We start from the raw sequence: 24,183 nt of genomic DNA, 5'->3' as shown, positions 1-24,183 counted from the left end.
ACCAAGTTTATAGTTCAATATAAACTAGATCAAGATAAAAAGCCTTAATTTGTTATAAGGGTATAACAATGAATTTTCAGTCTTACTAATTTATAAAATAATAAATTTTCTAATAAACTTCTTCTCTTTTAACTTTCTTCACCGGTAAATAACTTACAATTATTAAGACTTTAAAATACATATTTGAACAATTTGGGAATACTACATCTTATGACCAACATCAATAAGCCCCATCCATTACTGTTTTGTTAATTCGTTTATATAATGTTAACTTAATGAAGCATGATCACTGATCAATTATATAAACTGACTAAACCAACAATACTGGAGCATAATATTATATACTGAAGAGGACATGGTATTGGTCAAACAATGTTATATTGTTAAGGCTATTTATTGTTATTCATTGAGCTCAGGAAGAAAATGAGTACATTTTAATTTTTATTAATTTTGTTTTAAGTTACGAGCAACAATGGTAGTGAAGATTTAAAATCTGACCAAATTTAGGAGTAGGAATCAAAATAATAGAGTTGCTTGAAAATTGTATTTTTCATCCAAGTGGTGAATATGTTACTAAGGAAAATAATAAAATTAAAAAATAATAAAAATTATTTACTTTGAAAATTAGTAAATGAACAAAATAGGAACCATAAAACAATCATTTTTAATGTATAAATAATATTAAAGTTAATTATTAATTTATTTTAAATATTATATCTTAATTAACAGTATTATACCCCTTTCTAAGGACTCTTATTTTTATACCATGTAAGAGGAGAAAATATGTTTGATAATTTAACTAATAGTTTATCAAAAACTCTTCGTAATATTAGTGGACGAGGTAGATTAACTGAAGATAATATTCGAGATTCATTACGTGAAATACGTTTGGTATTGTTAGAAGCTGATGTTGCATTACCAGTAGTACGTGAATTTATTAACCGAGTTAAAATATCTGCTATTGGTCAAGAAATCAATAAAAGCTTAACTCCAGGACAAGAATTTATAAAAATTGTTCGTAATGAATTAATTATAGCGATGGGTGTAGAAAATAATACATTAAATCTTAATACACAACCTCCTGCTGTTATTCTAATAGTTGGATTACAAGGTGTAGGTAAAACTACTAGTGTTGCTAAACTAGGTAAATTCCTTCATGAGAAAAAAAAGAAAAAAGTTTTAATGGTTTCACTCGATATATATCGTCCTGCAGCAATTAGGCAATTAGAAAAATTAGCCGAACAAATTAATATTGATTTTTATTTATCAGATATAACGCAAAAACCAATCGAAATTATTAAAAACGCCCTACAATTAGCTAAATTGCAATTCTATGATATATTATTGGTAGACACCGCGGGGCGTTTACATATTGATGAATTAATGATGAATGAAATTGAACAAGTTCATGCTATAATTAATCCAATAGAAACATTGCTAGTAGTAGATGCAATGACTGGTCAAGATTCTGCAAATATTGCAACCATCTTTAACGAAAGATTATCACTTACTGGTATTTTTCTTACTAAAGTTGATGGTGATGCACGTGGTGGTGCTGCTTTATCATTACGTTATATTACCGGTAAACCAATAAAATTTATAGGTATAGGAGAAAAAAACGAAGCGTTAGAAATCTTTTATCCAGAACGTATTGCTTCGCGTATACTTGGTATGGGAGATATGTTATCTTTGATAGAAGATATAGAAAATAAAGTAGATCAAGATAAAGCAAAAAAATTAGCGAAAAAAATAAAAATTGGTGAAAATTTTAATTTTAATGATTTTCTTGAACAATTAAAACAAGTACATAATATAGGTGGTGTTACAAATTTTATCAAAAAATTGCCTGGAATAAGTCATTTTCCAGATTGTACCAAATTACAGACTAATGATAAAATGCTTGTGCATATGGAAGCGATTATTAATTCAATGACTAATGATGAACGAAATAATCCAACAATTATTAAAGGTTCACGTAAAAGAAGAATTGCTATAGGTTCTGGTATGAAAATACAAGACGTTAATCGTTTATTAAAACAATTTGACAATATGCATCGTATTATGAAAACAATGAATAAAAACGGAATATCAAAAATGTTACGTAATATAAAAGGTTTGCTATCATCTCAATTTAATAGACACTAAATTAGTTAAAAACTATTTAAATTTTAATAGTTTTGTTTAAATTGGAATGGTGATGGTTGTTTTTTAAATTATTTTAAGTACAATGTATGTTAATTTATATTAAAATTTATTTTTTACTAGTTGAGTGTGATTATTTAAATAAGAGAATATTTATGGTAACAATTCGTTTAGCACGTCATGGTGTTAAAAAACGTCCATTTTATCAAATCATAGTTACTGATAATCGTAATGCTCGTAATGGCGGTTTTATTGAACGCGTCGGTTTTTTTAATCCAATTCCTTCTGGTCGAGATAAAAATATACGATTAGAATTAAATCGTATCAATTATTGGATTAGTCGAGGAGCTTCCATGTCAAATCGAGTTAATAATTTAATAAAAAAACAAAAATGTGAATAATAATTATGTTATGTATTCTCCTATACATCCATTAGTTGTAGGTAAAATAGGTATAGCCTATGGTGTTCGTGGTTGGTTAAAGTTGTTTTCCTCTACTGACAATATTGAAAGTATTTTTTACTATCAACCTTGGTTTATTTATCGACACAGTAAATGGCAATATATTAATGTAGAGAATTGGAAACATCATAATCAAGGTTTGATTATTAAATTAAAAGATATTAACGATAGAAATACTGCATTACAGTTAACTAATGCTGAAATTATAATTGAAAAAACACGCTTAGTTGCATTAGAAGACAATGAATATTATTGGAGTGATTTAATAGATTGCAATGTAATAACTTTGTCTGGTTACGACATGGGAAGAGTTATTAATTTTATACAAACTGGCTCTAATGATGTTCTTGTCGTTAAAGCTAATTTAAATGATTGTTTCAATATCAAACAAAGATTGATTCCATTTATTGATAAGCAAGTTATTAAAAAAATAAATCTTTTCAAGAAAAAAATTCAGGTAGATTGGGATCCTGGTTTTTAGTTGATGAAATCATAGGAATGTATTCGAAAAAATAATGTGGATCGGGATCATTAGTCTTTTCCCAGAAATGTTTCATGCATTTACTAAACATGGAATAATTGGACGAGCAATAAAAAAAGGGTTCCTTAGTATTGAAATATGGAATCCACGTAATTTTGCATGTGATCAACATCGCACCGTAGATGATCGTCCTTATGGAGGTGGACCAGGAATGTTAATGATGGTACAACCCTTAAGAGATGCTATCTATGCAGCGAAAATAGCTTCAGGAAATGATAATATTAAAATTATTTATCTTTCTCCACAAGGTCGTACACTTAACCATCAAGGTGTTCGTAAATTAGCTACTTATCAAAAAGTAATTTTAATATGTGGACGCTATGAAGGTATAGATGAACGTATAATTCATGCTGAAGTAGATGAAGAATGGTCAATAGGAGATTATGTTCTTAGTGGTGGTGAATTACCTGCTATGGTTTTAATAGAAACAATTGCTCGATTTATTCCAAATGTATTAGGAAAAGAATCTTCCTATGAAGATTCTTTCTCAAATGGTTTATTGGAGTATCCTCATTATACTAGACCTAAAATTTTACACGGTTTAAAGGTTCCTTCTGTATTATTATCCGGTAATCACGTCAACATTCGTCATTGGAGGTTAAAACAAGCATTAGGTCGAACTTGGTTAAAAAGACCAGAACTACTAGATCAACTGTCTTTAACTAAAGAACAAATAAATTTACTGAATGAATTTTGTCGCGAATTAAATCAACAATAAAATAATAAATAGCAATAAATTTATTATAATAAACTAATTTATCCAATATTGAGTAAGGTTTAATAATGAGTGGTATTATTGAAAAACTTGAGCAACTATATATGCATAATAAGCTACCCTATTTTAGGCCAGGTGATTGTGTAGAGGTAAAAGTATGGGTCGTTGAAGGTTCTAAAAAACGTCTTCAATCCTTTGAAGGATTAGTAATTGCTATTCGTAATCGAGGATTACAATCAGCATTCACAGTTCGAAAAATTTCTCATGGTGAAGGTATTGAACGTGTTTTTCAAACATACTCTCCAATTATTGATAGTATGACAATTAAAAAGTCAGGTGATGTGCGTAAAGCTAAACTTTACTACCTACGAAAACTTACTGGTAAAGCTGCTAGAATTAAAGAACGTATCAATTAAATATTCTTTAATTTAAGAATACTAAAAAAAATAAAATGATCTAATAATACATATTATTATTATTATTTTATATTTTTATTATTTAAACTAATTAGTTAAAACTAAATATTTTCTTTAAAAGCAAAGTTATTTTGTTTATCTATATAAAATTAAGTTAATATCAGAAATAATTACTTTTTATTTACAAAAATAAATAACTTATTATTTATAGTTGTTATAAAAATAAATAATAAGTTATGTCAAATTATAAAAGAATTTATGTTAATTTTTATTAAATATTGCTTGCAAGATAAATAGCTAATTGATATTTGTTTAATATTAAATATTTTTTAGAATATATTTTATTTTTATATATAAATATGAACGGAGATAATTTTATAAATTTAAATATACAAGTGATTACATACTAAATATAGTATGATAATTTTAGTTTTTAAAACTAAAATTACATAAACGGAAAATAGGTTGATATTATGCAAAAAGATGCGTTGAATAATATACATATTACTGATGAACAAATTTTAATTACTCCTCAAGCATTAAAAAATAAGTTTCCACTCAATATAAAACAGGAAATTCAGATTTCAAATTCTCGCAAAACTATTGCTAATATTATTGCAGGTCGAGATTCACGTTTATTAGTAGTCTGTGGTCCTTGTTCGATTCATGACACTAAATCAGCTATTGATTATGCTCATAAATTAAAAAAACTTGCTGAACAATTAAAGGATCAATTGTATCTTGTAATGCGTGTTTATTTTGAAAAACCGCGTACTACCATAGGATGGAAAGGACTAATTAATGATCCTTATATGGATAATTCATTTGATATGGAATCTGGACTACATATAGCTCGTCAACTATTAATAAATCTATTAGAAATTGGATTACCATTAGCAACTGAAGCATTAGACCCTAATAGTCCTCAGTATCTTGGAGATTTATTTAGTTGGTCAGCAATAGGCGCTCGTACTACTGAATCTCAAACACATCGTGAAATGGCTTCTGGTCTTTCTATGCCAGTTGGTTTTAAGAATGGTACTGATGGAAGCCTTGATACAGCTATTAACGCAATGCGTGCAGCTGCCATGCCGCATCGATTTATGGGCATTAATCAAGCAGGTCAGGTTTGCTTATTACAAACGCAAGGTAATCCTGATGGTCATGTAATTCTTAGAGGTGGTAAAGCGCCAAATTATAATCCAAAAGATGTTATAAAATGTGAAAAAGAAATGTTAAAAGCTGGATTGCGTCCTACTTTAATGATAGATTGCAGTCATGGTAATTCTAATAAAAATTATCAAAAACAATCTGACGTTATTGAATCACTTGTAATGCAAATCAAAAACGGTAATCGTTCCATTATCGGTTTCATGCTAGAAAGCAACCTTTATGAAGGTAAGCAAAGTGCAGATCAACCTCGTAGTGAAATGCAATATGGTATATCAGTAACAGATGAATGCATTAGTTGGGAAACTACCGTTCTCTTATTACGTAAAGTTTATTTCCAATTACAAGGAGTACTATCAACGCGTTTATTATATGAGGTTCAATAAATTATGGAAGCAAAATTAAATTTGCTACGTAATAAAATAGATACATTTGATAAAATGATTATTCAATTATTAGCAAAACGGCTCTCGTTAGTCTCAGAAGTAGGTCAATTTAAGAGTGAACATGGTTTACCTATTTATGATCCTGAACGTGAGGCTAGTATGCTGGCTTCACGACGTCAAGAAGCTAAAAGTCTAGGTATCTCTCCCGACCTAATTGAAGATTTATTACGTCGTTTAATGCGTGAATCTTACATTCATGAAAATAACAAAGGTTTTAAAACCTTATATCCGGCATTACGTTCCATAGTTATTATTGGTGGTTATGGACAAATGGGTTCTCTGTTTAGAAAAATGCTGATTTTATCAGGTTATCAGGTTAATATACTAGATAAAGATGATTGGGAACGTTCAGAAGAATTATTGCATAATCCAGGAATGGTCATTATTAGTGTTCCTATTCATTTAACAGAAAAAATCATCAAAAAACTTCCTACTTTACCACAGGATTGTATCTTAGTGGATCTATGCTCAATAAAGCGACTTCCAATGCAAGCCATGTTATCTGCACATACTGGACCAGTATTAGGAATTCATCCTATGTTTGGAGCGGATGTAGGTAGTTTAGCCAAACAATTAATCATTTGGTGTAATGGGCGCAAACCACATGCTTATCAGTGGTTTATTGAGCAAATGAAAATATGGGGAGCTCGTTTATATCTTATTAATAATATTGAGCACGATCAAAATATGGCTTTTATTCAAGCATTACGTCATTTTGCAACTTTTGCTTATGGATTACATTTAGCTGAAGAAAAAATTAATCTAAAAAAATTATTATTATTATCTTCTCCTATTTATCGCCTTGAATTGATAATGGTAGGACGACTATTTGCACAAGATGCACAATTATACGCAGATATTATTATACAGTCTGAAAATAATTTACCCTTAATTAAGCGTTATTATACATGTTTTGGTAAAGCTCTATGTATGTTAGAAAATGGTGATAAGCAGGCGTTTATTAAAAATTTTAAATATGTAGCAAATTGGTTTGGAGATTATGCAAAACAGTTTTTATCAGAGAGCCAAAATATGTTACATTTTGCTAATGATAATCTTTAACAAAAAGATAAAACTATATTTTAATTGAAGTTAAATTTCTTAGATTGGAACAATATTCTCAGATGGATAACATCCTAATATTTTAAGGAAATGTGTTAATTTTCTTATTTTTTTTAATGCTATTTGCATATTTTCTGATTCTAAATGAGCTTGTATATCAATATAAAACATTTTCTGCCTTATATTATGATCAAGAGTCCCATTCTTTAATTTGCTTACAATTAAATTATGAGTACGTAATATTAATAATATTTCCACTAATGCTCCAATTTGTTGTTTTGTAGAAATTATTAATGTAGTTTTAGCTGAAATGTGGCTAGAAAATTTAATTGGTGTACGAGATAATATAATAAAACGTGTGCGATTTTGTTGTTGATTAGATAGATTTCTTTTTAATACTTGTAGTCCATATAATTTACCACCCGCCTCGCTACCTAAAGCAGCTAATTTTGGAGAATTTACTATAGAAATTTTTTTCATTGCAGCAGCTGTACTTTCTGTATATTTGTTTTTCCAGTGTGGAAAACAATGAATAAATTTACTGCATTGTTGGAATGGTTGTGGATGACTATAAATAGTTTGGATTTGTTGTAAATTTGTTGAACCATTGACTAGTAAACAATGTTCAATAGGAAGAGTTAATTCTCCTATAATAGATAGGTTAGTATGTTGCAAAATATCGTAAACATCATTAATATAACCAGAACTAGTATTTTCAAATGGTAATAATGCATAATCAGCTTGTCCGTGCTTAACTTTATCTACAATATCATGAAACTTTGCACAATCTATTTCTAAAGTGCTATTAAAATAATGATTAGCATACTTACGTGCTGCAATATGTGAATACGAACCTTTAGGCCCAAGAAAAGCTATTTTTGGTATGTTTGTATGTAGATGCTTATATTGTTCCTTTAATAATTCTTGCTGGAGGTGCATATTATTATTAATAATCTGAAATAAAGATGTGATGTGATGTGAATCAAATTGATATGTTGGCTCTAAATTAATTAATTTTTCAAGGATTTCATATTCAACTTTTTTATTATTAATTGTATAAAGTATATCAATTTTTGATTCTGCTATTTTAATTTCTTCTGAATTAGATGTAGCTAACAAAATTAATGATTTTTTATCAATTATTGTAATTTTATTATTTTTACTTATATCAAACTGTTTATATTGCATATATATACCTATTAAGTATTGTCATACAATGACATTAAAACTATATTTAATAAATATTAATTATAGTTTTAAAAGTATATATTTATATTAGTAATGAAAATTATCTATATATCGGAATTAATTTTATTAAAAATATATAATTAAATATATAAATATTTGCATTGCATTACTTTTTTTTAAAAGTAATTAATTTAAATTATATATTTAAAATTAAATAAAGATATTTTGTTAAATTTTTTTATTATTTTAAATAATAACTGGATATTAATACACATTAGAAAATATACATATTTATTTCAAATAGCAGTCTATGTACACCGAGTACATATGAAAATATTAATAATATCTAAGATAAATTTTTGTAACGTAAAATACAAATCACTTTTAAAATTTAAAGATTTTCTCAATTTAATGAAAATAAGCAGAATTTATAGCAATAATTTTAGATACTTTATCTGCTTCTGATTGTAATTGCAATTTTCTATAAGCATTTTCCATAAGAGTTAATGCTTTAAATGTAGATCGTGTGTCTGGATAATTTTTAATCATTTCTTCAACACGATTTATAACTGATATAAAAGCTTCTCGTTTATTATAAAATTCTGCTATTAGTAATTCATGTTTGGCTAAACCTTCTTTTATAAAAATTAAACGTCTTTGAGCATCGGCTGCATATAAACTGTTTGGATAATCACTTACTAATTTTATAAATTTTTCATAAGCATGCTGAACATGAGTAAGATCACGATCAGAATGGTTAGCATTAATATAGAAAAATCCTTGTAAAACAACTCTGTTTAATGCTAATTCTGTTAACCCATTCATATAAATAACATAGTCAATATCTGGATGAGTAGGATTAAAACGCATAAATCTTTCAATAGTGGACTGTGATTTTAATAAATTCAAATTTTTATAATATGCATATATCAAATCTAATTGAGATTGTTGATAATAAGTTCCAGCTGGATAAAGATTACTTAATAATTCTAGTTGTTTAATAGCTACACGAAATTTACCCATTTGTAGGTTTTGTTGTGCTTTATTATAAAGTTCAGAAGGTGGTAATTTTGATATAGAAGATGTATTAGAACAACTTATTAATGATAGATTTAATATAGTAACTATCAGTAAGAATCTGATATATATCATGATAAATAATAATCCTCAAAATAAAAGCTTTATAATAGATAAAAATATTTTAGTGATTTTTATATAATAAATATATTATGGGGCATTATATATAAGCTTACATTTTAAATCCAATGTCTTTAGATTTAAATTCTAAATAAAATATTACTTATGAAACAACAATTTCAACTTACTATAACAGTTCCTAAGGAACAATGTGGAAAACGGTTAGATAAAGTTTTAACAGAACTACTTATCAAGTATTCACGCTCTTGTATTAAAGAATGGATTATTAAACGTCTTGTTAGTATTAATGGGATTATTATAGATAAACCAGACAAAAAAGTATTGGATTATGATAAAATCATAATTAATGTTGAAAGCGAAAAAGTACAACAAAATAAAGCACAAAATATTTTTTTAGATATTATATATGAAGATGAAGATATTTTAATAATTAATAAATCAAGTAATATTCTTGTACATCCTGGAGCTGGTCATCCTGACAATACGATATTGAATGCGTTACTTTATTATTATCCTGCAATTTCCAATATACCACGTGCTGGAATTATACATCGCCTTGATAAAGATACTACTGGGTTAATGGTAGTAGCTAAAACTATGTTGGCTCAAAATAATCTCTTGAAAAAATTACGATTAAGAGAAATTATAAGAGAATATGAAGCAATAGTAACTGGTAATATGATTGCAGGAGGTCTAATAGATAGACCTATAGCGCGTCATTTAGTTAAACGTACTCATATGTGTGTATGCGAAATGGGAAAATCAGCTATTACATATTATCGCATCGTTAAACGATTTCGTGCACATACTCAGTTACGTTTGCGCTTACAATCTGGACGTACACACCAGATTCGCGTACATATGGCTTATATAAATCATCCTATAGTAGGCGATCTTAAATATGGCTGCTGGCCACCCCGTATACCAAAAGGTGCATCTGATAAATTTATTGAAATCTTACGTAATTTTAAACGTCAGGCACTACATGCCATATCATTGAGGTTTCATCATCCTATTACTAATATTGAAATGGAGTGGTATGCGCCATTACCAAATGATATGAATCAATTGATCAATGCAATTAAAAATGATATGGATAAATTTAGTAAAGTAACTTACTTATCAACAAAATAGATATTTTTGTTGGAATTTTGATTCACTTCATTAAGTTTATTAGCTATTAAGTATTAATATATTAAGTGCATATAATTTATTGATTGTATCTATAAAATAATAAATATTTCAAATAAATAATATTAAATTATAATTAATATTACTTTTGATAATATTGTATCAATTTCTTAATTGAGTAAGTGTCTAAAACATTTTTTTATAAATTTATAATTTTATTTTTGCTTTTAAATAAGTATTATTGCTGAAATAAAGTGTTTTATTTAAAATATTAAAGATTCAAAGATTATAGAATAATATTCTTTATTTTATTTTTATTAAAAAATTTAGTTTATAATTAAGTCCAAGATAATATATTAATCTAACTAATGTAACTTTTATAAAAATCATTCAATTGATTTGTAAAAATGTTATTACACTCGCAATAATAACTAAAATTAAATAAACATGTTTAGTATACCTAAAAACTATATATTGGAAATATTATGCATTTGAATAATTTTACTAATAAATTTCAGTTAAACACTAATAATGCGCAATTACTTACGTTAAACAAAACATAAATACATAGATCCATTATATATGATGATTGCACTACTAACTCAAACAAATGGAACTATATGTTTATTACTTAATATAGCTAATGTTAATATTACTAGATTGCGTAGTAATATTGAAAAAGATATTTGTCTGCTACCTCAAGTAGAAAATATTAATATCGATATAAAATTATCGATTGATCTAATCAAAATACTTAATACTTGTAATCAAATAGCAACGAATTATAGTAATAATTTTATATCATCTGAATTATTTATATTATCATTTGTTAATTTAGATATTTTACTAGCAACTTTTCTTAAAACTACTAGTTTAACTATAGAAAAATGTTGTTAACCTATTAAACACTTACAAAAAGGACAAAACGTGAAAGAGCCAGGAGATGAAGAACAACATCAATCTTTAAAAAAATTTACTATTGATCTTACACGACAAGCAGAAAAAGGAAAACTTGATCCAGTAATTGGTCGTGATGATGAAATTCGTCGCACAATACAGGTGTTGCAACGCCGTACAAAAAATAATCCAGTACTTATAGGAGAACCAGGAGTAGGTAAAACAGCTATTGTTGAAGGTTTAGCACAACGTATTGTTAATGGTGAAATTCCAGAAGGATTGAAAAGACGACGTGTGTTAGCTTTAGATATGAGCGCATTAATAGCAGGTGCTAAATATCGAGGTGAATTTGAAGAACGCTTAAAAAGTATATTAAAGGAATTATTTAAAGAAGAAGGCAATATTATTCTATTCATAGACGAGTTACACACTATGGTTGGGACTGGAAAAATAGATGGAGCAATGGATGCTGGTAATATGCTTAAACCTGCATTAGCACGCGGAGAATTACATTGTGTAGGTGCTACTACATTAAACGAATATAAATATTACATTGAAAAAGATGCTGCATTAGAACGTCGTTTCCAAAAAATTTTTATTTCAGAACCAACGGTTGAAAATACAATTGCTATTTTACGAGGCTTAAAAGAACGTTACGAATTACATCATCATGTTCAAATCACAGATCCAGCAATCGTAGCTGCTGCTATATTATCACACCGTTATATTACTGACCGTCAGCTACCAGATAAAGCCATTGATCTTATTGATGAAGCAGCATCAAATATTAGGCTACAAATTGACTCTAAACCAGAATTATTGGATCGTCTTGAACGGAGAATTATTCAACTGAAATTGGAACAACAAGCAATGAAAAAAGAGTCAGATGCAGCCAGTATAACACGTCTTGATATGCTTAAAATTGACCTTAATAAAAAAGAGCAGGAATATGCACAACTAGAAAACAAATGGAAAGAGGAAAAAAAATCTTTATCTAATACACAACACATAAAAACTCAACTTGAACATGCTCGAATTTCATTAGAACAAGCAAGACGTATAGGTGATCTAGAATTAATGTCTGAATTGCAATATGGTAAAATTCCAGCGCTAGAAGCACAATTATCATCATTACAATTAGAATATAATAATATGAAACTATTGAGAAATTGTGTAACAGATGAGGAAATTGCTGATATAGTAGCGCGCTGGACTGGTATACCAGTATCGCGCATAATGGAAGATGAACGTGATAAACTTTTACGTATGGAAAATTACTTACATAGTCAGGTAATTGGACAAAATGAAGCAGTTGAATCAGTATCACATGCCATTCGAAGAAATAGAGCAGGTTTATCAGATCCAAGTCGTCCAATTGGCTCATTTTTATTTTTAGGACCTACCGGTGTCGGTAAAACTGAACTATGTAAAACATTAGCCAATTTCTTATTTAATAGTGATGCAGCGATGATACGTATTGATATGTCTGAATTTGCAGAAAAACATTCTATTTCACGTTTAGTTGGAGCTCCACCAGGTTATATTGGTTATGAAGAAGGAGGATATTTAACAGAAGCTGTACGTAAGCGACCTTATTCAGTGATTCTGCTAGATGAAATTGAAAAAGCACATTCGGATATCTTTAATATATTACTTCAAGTGCTAGATGATGGCCGTTTGACTGATGGACAAGGACGTACTATTGATTTTCGTAATACTATAATAATTATGACTTCTAATTTAGGTTCTGATTTAATTCAAGAACGTTTTTGTTCATTAAATTATTCTGAAATTAAAAAAATTGTCATGTCTGTTGTTAGTTCTCATTTTCGTCCAGAATTTATTAATCGTATTGATGAAGTAGTAGTTTTTCATCCTTTAAAAGAAGAACATATTGCTTTAATTATGCAAATTCAATTAAGAAGCTTATATAAACGCTTAGAAAACAAAGGTTATAAATTAGATATTTCTGATAAAGTATTACAAAGATTATGTAAACATAGCTATGATCCATCTTATGGGGCACGTCCATTAAAACGTACAATTCAGCAACAAATTGAAAATCCTATAGCCCAAAATATTCTTTCAGGGTTTTTAGTGAGAGACAAATCTATTAAAATAGATTTACAAAATAATGAATTAAATATATATCAATAAAATAGAAAAAATTTCTAAAACATTTAACACCATACAATGAAAAAGTGGTATACAACATCTTAGTCGTAAAATAATTAGACATATTAAGATTTATTATATTGCTCTTTAAAAATTCATCATAAAATATACATTAAAATCGTTAGTATTAATATTTATATTGTTCAATATTATAATAACTTATTGTTTATCCAGATAAAATATATATTTTTTAATATAAATCAAAACAATAAATTAAAATTAATTTAAATTTAATTTAATAATTTATTCATGATTCAGATTAACGTTAGAAGCAAATTTAATGTATAATTCAAATGATAAAATGAAAGCGCTTGTTATTTAAACATCATTTATTTATACTTAGTTATATCTGGTAAAATTATCAGTTGGATGAAGATAAAATAATTATTGATATTGATAATATTATCAAACTAACAGAAAATTTTATCCATACCTCATATCAAGATATATTTAGAAGATATTAATTAATCTAGGAGACACAGTAACTACTGCTGTTACTACCTAATTAGTAGGAGGGTAACTCTTCTTAGTTTAAGAGAACATAGAATAATTAATACTAAAACATTGGAACTAGTGAAATACAGCTAGTAATATTAGCTTCTGTCTATAAAAGAAAATTACATTTAGAGTGTTTTCAGAAATGTTGGTCATATATCTCAATAAATCTTAATTCAGATATGCAATAAATTAACATGTAATAGAAGATTAAACTAATTATCAACTAATTTTAGTAGAAAGCAGAAAATTGAACTTAGTGTGCATACAGAAAGCAATCCCCATGCTATCATGAGTGAAAAGTATATTAAAGGATATAAAGATTAATCACTAACTAAATAATGTTCTATGGTGTTGCGATGATTTTTACCTGTTATATTAAGTATTAAGGGGCGTAGTTCAATTGGCAGAACGCTGGTCTCCAAAACCAGATATTGGGGGTTCGAGTCCCTCCGTCCCTGCCAAACTAACTAATTTAACTAAATATATTAGTTTTTGTTGTTATTTAAATTAGTTGACTTATTAAACGATCTATACGAATACGACGTAAAAGCTTAATCAATTTTCTTACTTTGATTGGATAATCTGTGATTCTCTCTATTTCAGAAACATGATGTATTACTATGGTATGATTGTGAATTGATTTAAGTTCTTTTTCTCTTTGTTCAGTTAATTCCTTCAAAGGATCATGAATAAGTATTGCATTTTCTAAATCAAAGCGCCAAGCACGAGGATTTAAATTGTTACCAGTTATCATCATCCATTTATCATCAACCCAAATACCCTTTAAATGGTAGCTATTATTTTTATGTTTCCACACACGAATTATAAGTTGATTATTAGAAATATAATATTGCAAACGGTTAATAAATTTACGTAAATTAATTTCGTAAAGATAAGGTAGCACGCCAATTAACTCAAATTTTTGATCTAAAGGGATATAAAAATCATTAGCAGTTTTATCTCCTACAATAATCTCGACTTTTTTTCCTTGACGTAATAAATAAATAAAATTACGTATTAAAATAGCAGGTGGATTAAAATAAGGTGTACAAAACGTAAGCTGATATTTAGTACATATTATTAAATTAATAATAGTTTTATTTAATAAACTATGTTTACCTAAACCTACCAATGGAGTTACGGCCAATTCTTCATTTCCTGTATTACCTACAAACTGATAATTACAATTTCGTAAAGCTTCACGGAATTGACGAGTTTTATTTTTAATAAATGAACAGGAGGAAGGTGTGGTCAACTGATCAAGTCGATTATTTACATTTGGTTGCTTAATAATTTTGCAAATCCATTCATACATAATATCTGTTAATTGAGAATTACAAATTATTTGATAACGATCCAAGCGATATGTATCATATTGATGTAAATAAACGTTATTTAAATTAGCACCACTATATAATAATTTATTATCAATAATAAAACCCTTAAGGTGTAATATACCAAATGCTTCATGGATATTTATTGGTATTCCATAAATAGGAATTACAATATCTGGATGTTGAGATGCTATTTCTGAATACCACTCAGCATTAGTTAAACAATCTATTTTAGATCCAATACGTGCACGCTTAGCACGGTGCCAATCTACTAAGATACTAATATCCAATTTTGGATGGGCTTGGCGAGCAGCATATAACGCTTTCATTATTCTAAGACCAGCTGTATCGTTTTCTAAATACAGGGCGGTAATACAAATACGTTTCTTTGCTTCAGATATTGCGGTTATCAAGGCATTAAAAAATTCTGATGGAGAATAAAGAGTAACTACCCCTAATATCGGCTGTGATAATTTAGGTAATTGTGCAAGGTATTGTTGATGCTTATTAAATTTATTAAATTTAAATCTAAATTTAGATAACATCAAATCGCCTTTGTATTTATTTAAGAATCTTAATAATGTGTAGAATATGTATTCTTATATAAGAATTAACGTTATTATTATAATATAGCTTCAATACTATTAAAGTATTAACTTTTATTTAAGTTAATTAAAATTAATTCTTTAGTATTATATATAATTATATTGCTTAAATTATTATTTAAAAATTTGATGTAGTAATTTTTAAGATATATAAAATATATAATCAAAGTTAAATTAGATTAGATGCAAAATTAGCATGTTTACTATATCTATCTGGTATACTATACACTTATAATGAGTAATATAAAAGATATTTAAGATACTAAGATAAAAATTAAGAAATTATCTATTAATATACATTAAATTGTCTGATATTGATCTTCATCCTAAAGCTAAAACTCAGCATAATACAGTATGTGTATACTATATTATATACATCTTTATGAAAAGCTTCATCAATATATCATTAAATCCCGATGCATTTATTATTTTTGTAATACGAATTATATTATTATTATATACATTATATACAGTTAAGATGTATAAATAGACGTAGATTTAAATCTACTTCATAAAATATTAATATATCAATTTATCAATCATTTTAAATAATATTTATAATAATTATCAAAATATTTGATAATCAATTAAATTTAGAAAATATATTAATTCCTACTAATTAATAAATTATTAATTTTTAGATTTGTAATAACACTTACCAATTTTTATACGTTCACGTCCATGAATTATTCGATATTGGTTAGTATCTCGTAAAGAGTATATACAGCCACAATATTCTTGCTTATAAAAACATTCTCTTTTACTGATTTCGATCATACGTTCTGAGCCACCATTTTTACGCCAATTAAATGTCCAATAAATCATATTTGAATAAGGCTGAACAGCACGTAATCCACATTCATTAATTTGCTGCATATTTTTCCAGCGCGAAATACCTAGTGAACTAGTAATCACTGAAAAACCATGCTCATATGCGTACAAAGCAGTTTTTTCAAAACGCATATCAAAACACATGGTACAGCGTATACCTCTTTCTGGTTCTCTTTCCATACCATGAGCACGATTAAACCAAGTATCTTTATCGTAATCAGCATCAATAAATGATATGCCATATTTCTTGGCAAAACGTACATTTTCTTCTTTACGTAATTTATATTCTTCAAATGGATGAATATTAGGATTATAAAAGAAGATTGTATAATTAATATTAGATGCGAACATTGCTTCCATGATTTCACCTGAACAAGGTGCACAACATGAATGTAATAATACTTTATCATGACCATTAGGTAATGATATTTTACAACGTTCTACAAAATTACCCATAAATTTTCTTAAGAATCTAATTTTTAAATAAAATTCAAGTTATCTATATCAAAAAATTATATTTGGTATTGGAGCTGGCGGGAGTTGAACCCGCGTCCGAAACTTCTACCTCCTAAGTACTACATGCTTAGTCTGATCTTTAATATTTGCTTATCAGCTGCGTTCAGACTCGCTACTAACAAACTAACTTGATTAAATTTAACGTATTAATCTCAAGTAAATTAATTAACGCGATCTCTTTTAAATTTAACCTTTATATTCCCTAGGCTAAGAGCATAGTTAGGGAAAAAGGGCTTTAACTAGTTTATTAAGCTGCTAAAGCGTAGTTTTCTTCGTTTGCGACTATTTTTTACGGTTTTTAACGAGGCCACCGTACCTCGGCATGCACTTTAAAGTTTGATAATTTCGTCGAATCCATAATCAGCCCCTATGAATTTTTAATTATAACGAAAAATAAACACTAAATCTAGTATTGAATTATCTATTAGATTTCATGATACGTTCTTTATGTATTTTCCATTCACGTTCTTTAACGTTATCACGCTTATCATGCTGTTTTTTACCATATGCAGTACCAATGTTTAGTTTTGCCCAACAATTCTTCCAAAAAATTGCTAATACTATTATTGTATAATTTTTCCTATTTACATAACCATAAAGTGAATCCAATTCACTTCTATGTAATAATAATTTACGATTACGTGTTGGGTCATATATCATATCTGAAGTTGCAGCTAGAAGAGGTTCAAAGTGAGAACCAAATAAATAAGCTTCACTATTTTTCAATAATATATAACTATTTTTAATATTAACTTTTCCGGCACGGAGAGATTTTATTTCCCATCCATGTAGCACTATCCCTGCTTCAAATTCTTTTTCAATAAAGTACTCGTAACGAGCAGTTTTATTAATAATAGCACTTGTATTGAAATTAAATTTATTGAATTGATTTTTTATCATGGTATTAAATTAATTTACATTATAGATATTATAAATAAATATATTACTAATATAAACTTGTTAGTAAAAAGTTTATAAATTAATATAGTTATGCATTTTATTAATTTATATCAAGTATATTAATTAAGTAGTATTAGTATACTATAAATTATATTTATTTCTTAAAGATACTAATAATCAAATTAATGATTTTATTAATTTGATTATTAGTAATCATGTACATAATTCACAATTAGTTTTAAGAATTACTACTAATAAAATGTTAATTTATTAGTAATACATATAGTGTTATTTATAATCATTTATAAGTATAAATTAGATATTATCTAATAAAATTAATATTACTGTAATTAATCTAATATTAAATTTTAATATTCTTTGTTAATTTTAAAAAATTTATTTTATACTAAGATTGAATTATCAATTTTAGAAATCAAAAAGAGAAATATTATGACTCACATCAATGTTACAATAGTGTATGCTTTAATAAAAAAGCAATATATACTTAATATGAAGTTAAAATTAGAAACAACTATAGAAGAAGCAATTAAAGCTTCAGGAATACTTATATTATGTAAAGAAATCGATCTTAGAAAAAATAAAGTTGGTATTTTTGGTAAATTAATTAAACTTACTAATTTAGTACAAGATGGTGATCGCATTGAGATCTATAGGCCTTTAATCAGTCATTCAAAAGAACTACGTTATAAACGTATAGTAAAAAATTCAAATATTGAAATAAAGGATAATATATTAATTAAAAATTAATGTATTAATGACGTTTATCATGATATTTAAATAGCTAATTTAACTTATATTTTTTAATATTAACTAATATATCTTTATTATTAAAGGTTAATATTAAAGATTGTTGTTTCACGTGTTTATGAACAGACACGTATCTATATATATAATACCAAATATTACTTCCAAAGGGATTATGCATCATGGGTGTACCAAGTACGTATTCAACTTGTTGTTGTGTCATACCAATATGAATTTTATTCCAATCTTGAATTACTAAATAGTTACCTTCACTGACACTTGGATTATATATAATATGTTCAAAAATAGAACATCCATTCATAATTATTAAGCATATTATTACAGTAATCGTAAATTTTTTATAAAACATATATAATATATTCCTTTTATATATAATTATATGAAAATACAAATTAATTTTGATATATTATGCAAGAATTAATTTTTTAATACAATAAAACTATATATTATGTAATAAATATATAATTGATAATTTAAAAAAATTAATTGAATATAAATATCGAGCAATCTTTCAATATTACTAACTAGATCAGTAATATATATATATATTCACTAATACATTAAGTGCTTTCTAATTATTAATTATTGAACATTCAATATAATATCAAAAATACAGTGCTTATAGCATATATAATTATTTAGCTAATAAAATTAATTCATAATTCACAGTAAATACTTATGAAGTTTTAATAGCTTATGATATTTTTTTTAACCATCCAAGTTTATTACTTAATACATTAAAATAATTATAATTTTTTGGATGAATAAGATTAAGGTAATTGGCACTACGGCGAATTAATACATCCTCTTCTCTTCTAATGGGTAAACTAATTTGACTATCACAGCTAATTTTTAAATCATTACATAATGATAATAGACGTAAACGGATGGTACTACTACTATTAATTACAATAGGTCGAGCGGAAAGAGTATGTGGAAACATTGGAACAAGGGTAATTGCCTCCAAAGATGGCATTAAAATTGGTCCTCCTGCTGATAGTGAATAAGCAGTTGATCCAGTTGGTGTTGAAACGATTAAACCATCTGAACGATATGAAAATGCAAAAACATCATCAATATATACTTCAAATTCAATCATATGTGCAACTTTTGCTGGATGCAAGACTACTTCATTAATAGCACTGCTACTAATATTTTGTGAACAAACTTCTTGATATTTACATACTTCTGCTTCTAATAAAAAACGACTTTCTACAAAAAAATGACCACGTAAAACATTATTCAACTGATCTTGTGCACTATCCGGATCAAGATCAGTAAGAAATCCTAAGTTTCCGCGATTAATCCCTATCACTTTGATATCATATTGTGCCAAAACGCGTGCTGCTTCAAGCATATTACCATCTCCTCCAACAACAATAGCCAAGTCAGCATATTTCCCAATATTGCTTAAATTAGCAACTTGAGCATTTTTAAGATTTAAATCTTGAGCAATTTCTTTTTCAATTAATACCTCATAACCTTTTGTTGTTAGCCATTGCCAAAGCATCTTATGAGTAGTTAATGCAGTTGGATGACGAGGATATCCAACAATTCCAATGCATTTAAAATATTTATTCATTTATCAGTTTATTCCTTAATAATCCAAAGAGGTAATGATGATATATCAACTTCACTTGAAAGCTTAAAACTGACCCCCATAATAAAAGCACATACGAAATAAATGTACAAAACGTGGAGAAATTCATGAATACAGAAGAACAGGATACTCTAAACGAGCACGTTTCAGATACAATTCAAAAGAATCAACAACATTTAGATACTATAGAAACAAAAGTTGAGGTACAAGGACGTAATGATTGTATTAAGGATACTGATTTTTCGCATAACACGTCTATGGAAAATGAAAAAAATCAATATGCAGATCGCATTGTGTTATTAGAAGCAGAAGTATTACAATTACAAAATGATATACGTAATATACAATTACGTAGTCAAGCAGAAATTGAAAATATTCGTCGACGTACTGAAATGGATATAGTAAAAGCGCATAAATTTTCTTTAGAAAAATTCACTAATGAATTGTTACCAGTCATTGATAGTTTAGAAAGAGCTGTAGAAATTACACATAAATCTAATCCTGAATTAATTTCTACAATTGAGGGGATTGAACTAACATTAAAATCTCTTTTAAATGCCGTTAGTAAGTTTGGCGTAGAAGTAATTAATGATATAAATATACCATTTAATCCAGATATTCATCAAGCTATATCAATGGTGGAATCAGAAGATATAGCTCCAAATCACGTTTTAATGGTAGTACAACGTGGTTATAGTCTTAATGGAAGATTATTACGACCTGCGATTGTTACAGTTAGTAAACTTAAAAATTAACCATATTTTATCTAATTTAGAATGATATTTATTATGCAATTGGCTTATATTTAGATATGGAACTCCAATCAATGGGTTTCTTTTGTTTTTGACAAAGTAAAATATTAGTTTGTGAAAAATGTTTACACCCAAAGAAACCACGATGTGCAGACAAGGGAGAAGGATGGGAGGTCTTTAGAATAAAATGCCTATTCCTGTCTATAATATTAATTTTTTGCTGAGATCGCACACCCCAAAATAAAAAAATAATATTTTTACAATATTGATTAATGATACTAATGACTTTATCAGTGAATATATCCCAACCTAAATGAGCATGGGAGTGGGGCTTTCCTGCTTTAACAGTAAGTATACTGTTTAGTAAAAACACTCCTTGTGTAGCCCAACTTTTAAGAAAACCATGTTGAGGTAAAATAAAATTAGGAATATCTTGCTCAAGTTCTTTATAAATATTTATTAATGAGGGAGGAATAGGAATATTAGGGAGTACGGAAAAAGCCAAACCATGTGCTTGGTTCGCTTTATAGTATGGATCTTGACCTAAAATTACTACTTTAACGTTAAAAAGTTCAGTTAAACGAAATGCATTGAATACATCCTTCTCAGAAGGGTAAACTACGATACCTGATGCACGATCATTAGATACAGATTTTAAAATATTAATAAAATAAAGTTTTTTCTTTTCTTCAGTTAAGACATCATTCCAGGTGATATTCTTAGTCATTATTACATGCCTATACATTAGTATAATACTATATGATTAGCTTAATTTAATATTCATTACAACAATTTAACACATTTTATTATCTATCATTAAGTAATTTATTTATTATTATCATAAAGATATTATCTTTTACTCTAGAGTTGTATAATTGCATAAACAATTTTGTTGTTTAATTTTATTTATTATTTTATTTTATGTTAAAAGGATTTAAACAATAAAGATTTTATATGTATAAGAAACATTAAAAATTTAAAACTTATTTTTCTTTATAAAATTAAGGTACGAGAATTGTTGGTATAGCTATTTTGGATAATTTCGGAAAATCTAAAATATAATGAAGTCCACGACTTTCTTGACGTTTTAATGCACACTGGACCATTAATTTAGCAACTAATAGTATATTACGTAATTCTAGCAAATTTTTTGAAAAATGAAAATTAATATAATCTTTTCCGATTTCTTGTTGTAAGAATAAAATTCTATTTATAGCATGCTCTAATTGCTTAGTAGTACGTATTATTCCCATACACTTCCACATGAGTGATTGTAATTCATGCATATTATTATTAATAATAGTTAATTCTTCTTTATTAATATCTTGAACATTATTCCAATCTGGTAGTGATTTAATTTTAGTAAAATTAGGTAAATTATTGATAATATCTTCCGATGCTGACCAACTATATACTAAGCATTCCAGTAATGAGTTTGATGCCATACGATTTGCTCCATGAAGACCTGTGTAACTTACTTCACCTATAGCATATAAATTATCAACATCAGTCTTACCATGAAGATCGACAATTACACCGCCACAAGTATAATGTGCTGCAGGAACTATTGGAATAGGTTGTTTAGTTAAGTCTAAATTAAAAGTAAGTAATTTTTTATAAATAGTTGGAAAATACTTACAAATTAAATTTTTTGATTGATGACTTATATCAAGATACATGTGATTTACACCTAATCTTTGCATTTCATAGTAAATGCTACGTGTTACAATATCTCTGGGGGCTAATTCAGCACGGTGATCAAAATCAGGCATAAAACGTGTATTATCAGGTCTTAATAACCATGCTCCTTCTCCACGCAAAGCCTCTGTTAGTAAAAATGTTTGAGCTTGAGGATAATAAAAACACGTAGGATGAAATTGGTTAAATTCTAGATTTGCAACACGACAACCAGCACGCCATGCCATAGCAATCCCATCACCTGATATTACATTTGGATTAGTAGTATATTGGTACACTTTAGCTGCACCTCCTGTAGCTAATACCACAGCACGTGCAAAACATGTTTTTATTTTTTTACAATTGTTATTTATAATCCAAGCACCTAATGCCCGACGTTTTCCTAGAATTCCTAATTTATCAGAAATAATTAAATCTATCGCATTGGTATGTTCAAAAATATGAATATTATGATGTTTTATAGCTTGATGTATTAGTGTTGTTTCTATAACACGACCTGTATAATCACCATTATGTAAAATTCTACGATATCTATGCCCTCCTTCACGATTTAAATGATAACGTATTATTCCATTAGTAGCATCATGTGATTCTTGATCAAAAGATACACCTTGATTAATTAACCACTGGACACATTTACGCGCATTAGTAACAATGAATTTTACTATATTGACATCACATAATCCAGCACCAGTAATAATTGTATCTTCAATATGAGACTCAATACTATCGGATTCATCGAATACTGCAGCAATTCCACCTTGTGCATAAAAAGTACAACTTTCATTTATTTGTGATTTACTTAAAACAATTACTTGATAATATGGTGCTAACCTTAATGCTAACGATAAACCAGCAGCACCATTACCGATTATAAGAACATCACAATAATAATCAGCTAGGTATGTCATATATATTTTTTAAAATAAAAATCCATTAATAATAAGTTGATTTAGACAAAATATGAAGAATTTTAAATTAATTATTAAGATTAACTTTATTTCTAATTTTAACTTAGTTATTGCATTCATGTATAAAAATAATGTTTAAAATAACAAATATAATTTCATTTTTGAATAAAAATTATAAATATAATCATTACTGGAATAATAATAATACTTCAACTTAATAATCAATTTATTAAGATAAATAAATTGATTA

At 27.3% G+C, this 24,183-nt stretch carries 19 protein-coding genes, 1 tRNA gene, 1 other RNA gene and 1 pseudogene; 12 read left to right on the top strand and 10 right to left on the bottom strand.

What is annotated here, in order from left to right; all coding sequences use genetic code 11:
* Positions 1-783 precede the first annotated feature (783 nt).
* From ffh to tyrA, 7 genes are all read left to right on the top strand, one after another.
* The gene (ffh, locus tag FD727_RS03100) at positions 784-2,145 is read left to right on the top strand and encodes a signal recognition particle protein (protein WP_159938698.1); all 1,362 of its coding nucleotides are present in this window, start codon (positions 784-786) and stop codon (positions 2,143-2,145) included.
* Positions 2,146-2,297: 152 nt separating this feature from the next.
* Positions 2,298-2,543 (top strand): 30S ribosomal protein S16, encoded by a 246-nt coding sequence (rpsP, locus tag FD727_RS03095; protein ID WP_159938697.1) that lies wholly within the window; start codon positions 2,298-2,300, stop codon positions 2,541-2,543.
* Between the two features lie 10 nt (positions 2,544-2,553).
* Positions 2,554-3,084, top strand: coding sequence for a ribosome maturation factor RimM (gene rimM, locus FD727_RS03090; RefSeq protein ID WP_159938696.1), 531 nt, complete (start codon positions 2,554-2,556; stop codon positions 3,082-3,084).
* Positions 3,085-3,118: 34 nt separating this feature from the next.
* A complete protein-coding gene (gene trmD, locus FD727_RS03085) occupies positions 3,119-3,862 on the top strand; it encodes a tRNA (guanosine(37)-N1)-methyltransferase TrmD (RefSeq protein ID WP_159938695.1) in 744 nt (247 codons plus the stop codon).
* Positions 3,863-3,927: 65 nt separating this feature from the next.
* A complete protein-coding gene (gene rplS / locus FD727_RS03080; RefSeq protein ID WP_159938694.1) occupies positions 3,928-4,275 on the top strand; it encodes a 50S ribosomal protein L19 in 348 nt (115 codons plus the stop codon).
* Positions 4,276-4,748: 473 nt separating this feature from the next.
* Positions 4,749-5,831, top strand: a complete 1,083-nt coding sequence (locus FD727_RS03075) for a 3-deoxy-7-phosphoheptulonate synthase (RefSeq protein WP_159938693.1) — start codon at positions 4,749-4,751, stop codon at positions 5,829-5,831.
* Between the two features lie 3 nt (positions 5,832-5,834).
* Entirely contained in the window at positions 5,835-6,953 is a 1,119-nt protein-coding gene (tyrA, locus tag FD727_RS03070; RefSeq protein ID WP_159938692.1) for a bifunctional chorismate mutase/prephenate dehydrogenase, read from the top strand.
* 39 nt (positions 6,954-6,992) lie between these two features.
* Here the strand turns inward: tyrA and FD727_RS03065 are convergent, their stop codons facing one another.
* Positions 6,993-8,141, bottom strand: coding sequence for a prephenate dehydratase domain-containing protein (locus FD727_RS03065; protein ID WP_159938691.1), 1,149 nt, complete (start codon positions 8,139-8,141; stop codon positions 6,993-6,995).
* A gap of 408 nt (positions 8,142-8,549) precedes the next feature.
* On the bottom strand, positions 8,550-9,293 hold the full coding sequence (gene bamD, locus FD727_RS03060; RefSeq protein WP_159938690.1) for an outer membrane protein assembly factor BamD: 744 nt from the start codon (positions 9,291-9,293) through the stop codon (positions 8,550-8,552).
* A gap of 150 nt (positions 9,294-9,443) precedes the next feature.
* Between bamD and rluD the strand changes: the two genes are divergently transcribed.
* The 3 genes and pseudogenes from rluD (at position 9,444) to FD727_RS03045 (ending at position 14,461) form a co-directional block, all read left to right on the top strand.
* Positions 9,444-10,433 carry a 23S rRNA pseudouridine(1911/1915/1917) synthase RluD gene (gene rluD / locus FD727_RS03055; protein ID WP_159938689.1) on the top strand — a complete coding sequence of 330 codons (990 nt, stop codon included), beginning with the start codon at positions 9,444-9,446 and terminating at the stop codon, positions 10,431-10,433.
* Between the two features lie 482 nt (positions 10,434-10,915).
* Positions 10,916-13,484 (top strand): annotated as a pseudogene (clpB, locus tag FD727_RS03050) (ATP-dependent chaperone ClpB).
* 901 nt (positions 13,485-14,385) lie between these two features.
* Positions 14,386-14,461, top strand: a tRNA-Trp gene (locus tag FD727_RS03045).
* 41 nt (positions 14,462-14,502) lie between these two features.
* Here FD727_RS03045 and pssA read toward each other — a convergent pair.
* The 4 genes from pssA to smpB form a co-directional block, all read right to left on the bottom strand.
* Positions 14,503-15,882, bottom strand: coding sequence for a CDP-diacylglycerol--serine O-phosphatidyltransferase (gene pssA, locus FD727_RS03040; RefSeq protein WP_236393568.1), 1,380 nt, complete (start codon positions 15,880-15,882; stop codon positions 14,503-14,505).
* Between the two features lie 687 nt (positions 15,883-16,569).
* On the bottom strand, positions 16,570-17,226 hold the full coding sequence (locus tag FD727_RS03035; RefSeq protein WP_159938687.1) for an epoxyqueuosine reductase QueH: 657 nt from the start codon (positions 17,224-17,226) through the stop codon (positions 16,570-16,572).
* 66 nt (positions 17,227-17,292) lie between these two features.
* Positions 17,293-17,654: a transfer-messenger RNA gene (gene ssrA / locus FD727_RS03030) on the bottom strand.
* A 49-nt stretch (positions 17,655-17,703) separates the two neighbouring features.
* Positions 17,704-18,186: an SsrA-binding protein SmpB gene (smpB, locus tag FD727_RS03025; RefSeq protein WP_159938686.1), complete on the bottom strand. Its 483-nt coding sequence runs from the start codon at positions 18,184-18,186 to the stop codon at positions 17,704-17,706.
* 450 nt (positions 18,187-18,636) lie between these two features.
* Here smpB and FD727_RS03020 point away from each other — a divergent pair, with 450 nt between their 5' ends.
* Complete coding sequence (locus FD727_RS03020; RefSeq protein WP_159938685.1) at positions 18,637-18,954, top strand: RnfH family protein; 318 nt, start codon at positions 18,637-18,639, stop codon at positions 18,952-18,954.
* Between the two features lie 34 nt (positions 18,955-18,988).
* Here the strand turns inward: FD727_RS03020 and bamE are convergent, their stop codons facing one another.
* Together bamE and nadK are read right to left on the bottom strand one after the other, a co-directional pair.
* Positions 18,989-19,321: an outer membrane protein assembly factor BamE gene (gene bamE / locus FD727_RS03015; RefSeq protein ID WP_159938684.1), complete on the bottom strand. Its 333-nt coding sequence runs from the start codon at positions 19,319-19,321 to the stop codon at positions 18,989-18,991.
* A gap of 345 nt (positions 19,322-19,666) precedes the next feature.
* Positions 19,667-20,554: an NAD(+) kinase gene (gene nadK / locus FD727_RS03010; RefSeq protein WP_159938683.1), complete on the bottom strand. Its 888-nt coding sequence runs from the start codon at positions 20,552-20,554 to the stop codon at positions 19,667-19,669.
* A 125-nt stretch (positions 20,555-20,679) separates the two neighbouring features.
* On the opposite strand from nadK, the gene grpE reads away from it, so the two are divergent.
* Entirely contained in the window at positions 20,680-21,327 is a 648-nt protein-coding gene (grpE, locus tag FD727_RS03005; protein WP_159938682.1) for a nucleotide exchange factor GrpE, read from the top strand.
* A gap of 31 nt (positions 21,328-21,358) precedes the next feature.
* Here the strand turns inward: grpE and ung are convergent, their stop codons facing one another.
* Both ung and nadB read right to left on the bottom strand, forming a co-directional pair.
* Positions 21,359-22,051, bottom strand: a complete 693-nt coding sequence (ung, locus tag FD727_RS03000) for a uracil-DNA glycosylase (protein ID WP_159938681.1) — start codon at positions 22,049-22,051, stop codon at positions 21,359-21,361.
* Positions 22,052-22,325: 274 nt separating this feature from the next.
* Complete coding sequence (gene nadB / locus FD727_RS02995; RefSeq protein ID WP_159938680.1) at positions 22,326-23,933, bottom strand: L-aspartate oxidase; 1,608 nt, start codon at positions 23,931-23,933, stop codon at positions 22,326-22,328.
* Positions 23,934-24,183 lie beyond the last annotated feature (250 nt).

Source organism: Pantoea sp. Mhis, from assembly GCF_009830015.1.
Note: the sequence above shows the minus strand (reverse complement) of the source record. Positions and strands in the feature narration are given on the sequence as shown.